Here is a 6,091-nt window from a genome sequence, read left to right as displayed (position 1 = left end):
GTTCGAATAATTGCTTATATGCCGCCTTAATCAAGTGTTGAGTGCTTAAGAATTTCGGACACCCACTGATTGATGCTTTTCCCTGAGGCTTGAGATGACCAGTCATATTTTTTTATGTCTTTTCTGTAAGCAACTAACTTAACAGACTGCCATAAAAGATGAAGCAGGCGATTTTGCTCATTGATTTATTGGTTAAAAACATTAACCAAGAAATCACTAGTGCCTATTGACAGAGTTATGGCTCATATGTGTTATGTATTTTCATTCTATTTTTTACATTGCGCTCTTATTTCACTCAACGCCTTGGATGACCCATTAAGCGTAAATTTAAAATGTGCGGGTTGTTCACCATGCCATTGTAGCTCCAAAAGGGCTGTGCTTGATGCTGCTATGTTAGTTATCGCTAAACTAGCATTGCGAAAATGTAAAAACTTTGCCCCCCATTTTTGGGTAAGCACAACATTTCCTATTTCATTATTCCATTTCATTCTTGTTCTAATTAAATTATAACCATCTTCGGTTTCGTCATTGGTAAGGTTTGGTGCGCTATTAAAACCTATATATACCCACTCGTTTTCACTGTCACATCCAACACCAAGCCAAGCATTAACGGCGCCGTATGGGAATGACATTCTCTTTGTAGGTTGCACAGTAGGCGAACTAGCATACGCTGAAAACTTCCCGGTCATTTCATCGTTAGCAGTGGCACTTCCCCACGATGGTTTTGGCGGGGGTATCTTCTTCAATATTTTTGAAACTTTAGAGCCATTTGACGAAGTGCTTTTTATCTTATTAAGAGATGAATCGACAGTGGTCGTTGGTGCCTGATCCGAAGCGTAAACAATAAAAATTATGAAAATCAGCACGAACCACGTAAACAGAGATGTTTTCTTTGGAGCTTTAGCTCCACATTTTGGACATGCCTGTGCCTTTGTGCTGATATCTTCTCCACACTCTTTACATCTTACCAAAGCCATTCATTACTCCTTGGAGATTAATTGATACATAACGTTAAAGCTGTGCGGCGCAAACGAAGCATAGCGTAGTTTGCGTCCGAACGAGCGTCTTGTTAGGCCTCCGCGTTTAAGTAATGTATAAATGAGTACGGTGAATCATCTATTTTTTTCTTACTTTCATTTTTAACCTTCATTGCATTTGCTCCCAAACTTGATAGTGCAGTGATTCCCAGTGCTGCCGTTAAGGCAATAGGCATTCCTGCAGTGGCTGCACTTGAAAAGCCTGCCAAAGTTGCCCACACAACACGGTCCTCTAATAGTTTATTTACCAGACTTTTGAAGCCATTTCTGTTTATATTAACTAGACTGCTAACTTCATTTTCGACTTTAAAAATAGAAGCCTCAAAAGCACTTTTGAGTAATTTTTCAGAAGGTGAGTCAGTTATGATTGTATTAGCTTCATGAACTATAGTCTTTCTTAGTACCGCAAGTTCTCCAGAACGCTCACTCATCATTCTATTTACTATATCAATGCCCTTTAAATCAAGTTTTGGTGTATATGGTTCTAATATTTTATCGAAAAGGGTTGAGGCAAGCCCTTCACTTCGAAAATCAACCGTCTTATTATCTGGGATAAAAATATCTTTGCCAATGTTAGACAGGATATTTAACATATCACTAGAATCTGTTATCCATTTTCCTCGTCCTGTAGCAGGTAAGGTATATCTATTTAAGGCGCATTCAGCCAGCAACAAATAGTCACTTCCTAATTTTGTCGTTCTATCATTCAATTCTGACAAAACAAGGTCTGGGTTATGCTCATGAATTAGCATTAACTCATAAACACGAAATAAAAAATCAGTGACGGCAGCACCTAAAATGTGTACATTTTCTAATGATTTTTCTGCTAAAGGTAAGCAAATATCATGATAGGGCTCCCATACAGCATAATGTTCAGGAGTGCCGGGGTATATGGTAATCGCTCTTGAAATTTTATTCCCTAAAGGAGCTAGGTGTTTCATTTCATTTACAGCAACTTCCTGAACAATATCAAATTGATGAAAAATATCATTAAAAATATTTGCTAAAGGATGGCCTATTTGTTCTGCCCTGCCACCAACCAAAACGAAAGCCTCTATAGGATCTTCCATGGGCCAGGCTGCCAATGAGACAGCTAAAGTCTCATGAAATAAAAGTGAAGTGGAAAAATTTCTAGTCTTGGGTCCAATATGATATGGATAAATTATTGGGGGCAAGTCGTTAATGTCATTTTCCATGAAACTCTTTCCCAAGGCCTAACATGGAGTGGACGGCAAAAGTTCACGAGCAAACACGTCCATTTGCCGACTATCCATCATTATTCTTCCCTCTCCATAATCCTGATAACTAAATTACCGCAAAAACATATTACAAACAAGCAGTCACGATCATCTTTTCGTTAACTCAAGAGGCAGGAGTTGCCCTGCTCTAACAGAGACCGTTGCCCGCATGGACGCGGGCATCGAGCCTACAGGGATGTATTCACGGCGTGTCTCTGATAGAGCAGGGCAATGCATGCCTCGAACTAACCAGGGGCAACTAATCGGTGCAGTGCTTCCCGGATTGCATAGCGTAAATCAGCAACAACAACCAGGCACCAATAAAACAGACCCCACCCAATGGAGTAATCATCCCCAGCCAACGCATGCCACTCACTGCCAGCACATACAGACTACCGGAAAACAGAATAATACCCGTGGTAAACAGATAACCCGACCAGCGTAATCGCCAACCCGCAGTTGGACATTGCCCAAATAGAATGCCCACCATAACCAGGGCAAGGGCATGATACATCTGATATTCCACACCAGTCTGAAAGGCATTAAACAAAGAGGGGTCAAGCTTACCGCGCAAGCCATGCGCACCGAAGGCACCCAGGATAACCGCCAGCATGGCACTTGCTGCACCGAGAGATAAAAACAGCCTGCTCAAGAGCCCGCAATCATCATGCTTTCCAGCCATATTGAACCGGTACGGGTATTACCGCGCATCTCGACATCATTACCCACCGCCACTATGCCACTGAACATATCACGCAAGTTACCAGCAATAGTAATCTCATGTACAGGATACTGAATCTCACCATGCTCAACCCAGAAACCCGCCGCACCGCGTGAATAATCACCGGTTACAATATTAACGCCCTGCCCCATCAATTCAGTCACCAGCAGCCCTGTGCCCATCTCTTTTAACATCTGTGGCAGATCATATTCACCCGATGTAACCGTCAGATTTCTGACCCCACCCGCATTCGCTGTGGTCTCCATCTGCAACCTGCGTGCTGAATAACTATTCAACACATAGGACTGTAAAACACCTTGTTCGATAAGATCTCTTCTATCTGCTGTCGCCACACCTTCACTATCAAAAGTAGCACTACCCAGGGCACGAAGTAAGCGAGGTTGTTCATAGATATGAACAAAATCCGGAAATATCTTCTTACCTAAATGATCTAATAGAAAACTGGATTCACGATAGAGATTACCGCCTCGAATGGCAGCAATAAAATTACCCAACAGACTCGGAGCGATATCTGCTGCCAATATAACAGGCACCGATTGAGTATCAATGCGTCGCCCACCGAGTCGACGCAAGGTACGCTGTGCGGCATGTTTTCCAATTGATTCCGGTGCTTCAACTTCGGCAGGCAATCTTGAGGTGCTATACCAGTAATCGCGCTCCATCTCATCATCTATTGACCCAATAACAGAACAGCTCATACTATGACGTGTGGTGGGATAACCTGCCATAAAGCCGTGGGTATTACCATACATCGACAAGCCCTGATAGGTCGAGATACTTGCCCCTTCAGAATTAGTAATGCGTGCATCCTCGGCACGCGCAGCATCTTCACAGCTTTTCGCCAGATCAATAGCATCATCGACAGCAATATCCCAGGGATGATACAGATCAAGATCAGGGATATCCTGTGCCATCAAATCGCCATCAGCAAGCCCATGCGCATCATCCTCACCGGTATAACGCGCAATATCACAGGCCGCCTTTACCACCTCACGAATCGCCTTATGACTATAATCCGAGCTACTGGAAGAACCCTTATGTTTACCCATATACACCGTCACACCGAGACCCCGATCTTGATGATACTCAAGTGTCTCGACCTCACCCAGACGCACATTCACCGACAGACCCGAACCATCACTCAGCCCCGCCTCCGCTGTATCCGCACCCTGGGCAACAGCCTGTTCCAGGGTATAGGCCAACAGTTCCTTCAGAGACTCGGCATCCGGTAATTCATTATCGACTTCTTGTTTGTTACTCATATTATTCATTACCGCTATCCTGTTAACTTGTCACTATAACTCCCCGCATCCGCGAGGATAATAAAACATGGTGCGTAGTACGCACCCTACCCCTGTCTAACTCCCCGCATGCGCGAGGATGACAGATTTTATAAATCCTCAACAAGAGACAGATGTTGCTCGTCTTGAGCAGAGACCCTTGCCCGCATGGACGCGGGCATGGAGCCTACACGCCTACATGGATGTAGGTAGGTAGAGCAATGCAGGAGCAATTGCCGATGGATGTATTCACTGCGTGTCTCTGATAAAGATGAGTAACACCTGTCTCGCCCTAAAAGCACAAACTCAGGAACTCGTCCCACCAACCGTCAACTCATCCACCTTCAAGGTCGGCTGACCAACCCCCACCGGCACACTCTGACCATCCTTACCACAAGTCCCCACACCCTGATCCAGCGTCAGATCATTGCCCACCATAGACACATGATGCAATACCTCAGGACCACTACCCACCAGGGTCGCTCCCTTCACCGGCGCAGTAATCTTTCCATTCTCGATCAGATAGGCCTCACTGGTTGAAAACACAAACTTGCCCGAGGTAATATCCACCTGTCCACCGGCAAAATTCACCGCGTAAAGACCATTTTTAACCGAGGCAATAATCTCTTCAGGATCAGACTCTCCCGGTAACATAAAGGTATTGGTCATGCGCGGTAAAGGCAAATGTGCATAGGATTCACGCCGACCATTTCCAGTCGATTGCACACCCATCAGCCTGGCATTCATCTTGTCCTGCATATAGCCCTTAAGCACACCATCTTCGATCAATACTGTCCGTTGTGTGGGAACACCCTCATCATCAATAGTGAGTGATCCTCTCAGCCCCTCAAGGGTGCCATCATCAACCACCGTACAAAGAGATGAGGCAACGTGTTCACCCACTCGCCCCGAAAAAGCAGAGGTTCCCTTACGATTAAAGTCGCCTTCCAGACCATGCCCCACAGCCTCATGCAATAACACACCCGGCCAACCCGGCCCCAACACCACCGGCATAGTCGCCGCCGGAGCATCAACAGCCTCCAGATTCAATAAGGCCAGTCTTACCGCTTCACGCGCATAGTCAAAAACAATCTCATCATCCATAAAATAGTCATAACCCATACGACGACCACCACCTGAACTGGCTTGTTCCCTGCGACCATTATCTTCCACAACCACACTCACACTAAAACGCACCAGGGGACGTACATCACCCGCCAGGGTACCATCACTGGCAGCAATCAAAATCGTATCATGTGCCGCCACCATACTGACAATGACCTGTTGAACACGAGAATCAATCCTGCGTGTCTCAGCATCGACCCGCTGCAGCAGGTCAATCTTTACATCGGTTGCAAGACTGGCCATTGGATCCAGTGGTTGATATAAACGATCAGTATTACTACGTTTCCATGCCTGACATTGCCCTTCACTACCGCTACCCACAATAGCCCGAGCCGCCTTCGCTGCCTGTTGTAAACCAGACAGTACAATTTCATCGGAATAGGAAAACCCGGTTTTTTCACCGCTAATAGCCCGAACACCTGCACCCTGTTCAATATTATAGGAACCTTCCTTGATAATACCGTTCTCCAGCACCCATAATTCAAAGCGAGAATTCTGCAAATAGATATCCGCCGCATCAACACGATGCTCAAACAGACTATCAATCACATTCTGTAGATCATTCTCATCCAGACCATTAGCCTCCAGCAAAACCTGCCGGGCTAATTCAAAATTATCTTCCTGCATTAAAAACCACCACAATATTCATTAATCACTATTCTTTCTACC

The 6,091-nt window shown here is 45.2% G+C and carries 4 protein-coding genes and 1 pseudogene; all 5 read right to left on the bottom strand.

Going from position 1 to position 6,091, the window contains the following annotated elements; translation table 11 throughout:
- Positions 1 to 845 precede the first annotated feature (845 nt).
- Positions 846 to 977 (bottom strand): annotated as a pseudogene (locus GXP22_01125) (zinc-ribbon domain-containing protein).
- A gap of 92 nt (positions 978 to 1,069) precedes the next feature.
- Positions 1,070 to 2,233: a hypothetical protein gene (locus tag GXP22_01120; GenBank protein ID NOX08087.1), complete on the bottom strand. Its 1,164-nt coding sequence runs from the start codon at positions 2,231 to 2,233 to the stop codon at positions 1,070 to 1,072.
- A gap of 301 nt (positions 2,234 to 2,534) precedes the next feature.
- Positions 2,535 to 2,957 carry a DUF423 domain-containing protein gene (locus GXP22_01115; protein NOX08086.1) on the bottom strand — a complete coding sequence of 141 codons (423 nt, stop codon included), beginning with the start codon at positions 2,955 to 2,957 and terminating at the stop codon, positions 2,535 to 2,537.
- Entirely contained in the window at positions 2,924 to 4,231 is a 1,308-nt protein-coding gene (pmbA, locus tag GXP22_01110; protein ID NOX08085.1) for a metalloprotease PmbA, read from the bottom strand. Before pmbA ends, GXP22_01115 begins: the two co-directional genes overlap by 34 nt.
- Before the next feature lie 372 nt (positions 4,232 to 4,603).
- Positions 4,604 to 6,049: a metalloprotease TldD gene (gene tldD, locus GXP22_01105; GenBank protein NOX08084.1), complete on the bottom strand. Its 1,446-nt coding sequence runs from the start codon at positions 6,047 to 6,049 to the stop codon at positions 4,604 to 4,606.
- Positions 6,050 to 6,091 lie beyond the last annotated feature (42 nt).

Source organism: Gammaproteobacteria bacterium (genome assembly GCA_013151035.1).
Lineage (GTDB): Bacteria > Pseudomonadota > Gammaproteobacteria > JAADJB01 > JAADJB01 > JAADJB01.
The sequence above is the reverse complement of the archived record's forward strand: the minus strand, read 5'-3'. Positions and strand labels throughout refer to the sequence as shown.

Excerpts from the sequence above, each read along its gene's own strand:
- tldD (NOX08084.1), bottom strand. The coding sequence starts at position 6,049 with ATGCAGGAAGATAATTTTGAATTAGCCCGGCAGGTTTTGCTGGAGGCT.
- GXP22_01115 (NOX08086.1), bottom strand. The coding sequence starts at position 2,957 with ATGGCTGGAAAGCATGATGATTGCGGGCTCTTGAGCAGGCTGTTTTTA.
- GXP22_01120 (NOX08087.1), bottom strand. The coding sequence starts at position 2,233 with ATGGAAAATGACATTAACGACTTGCCCCCAATAATTTATCCATATCAT.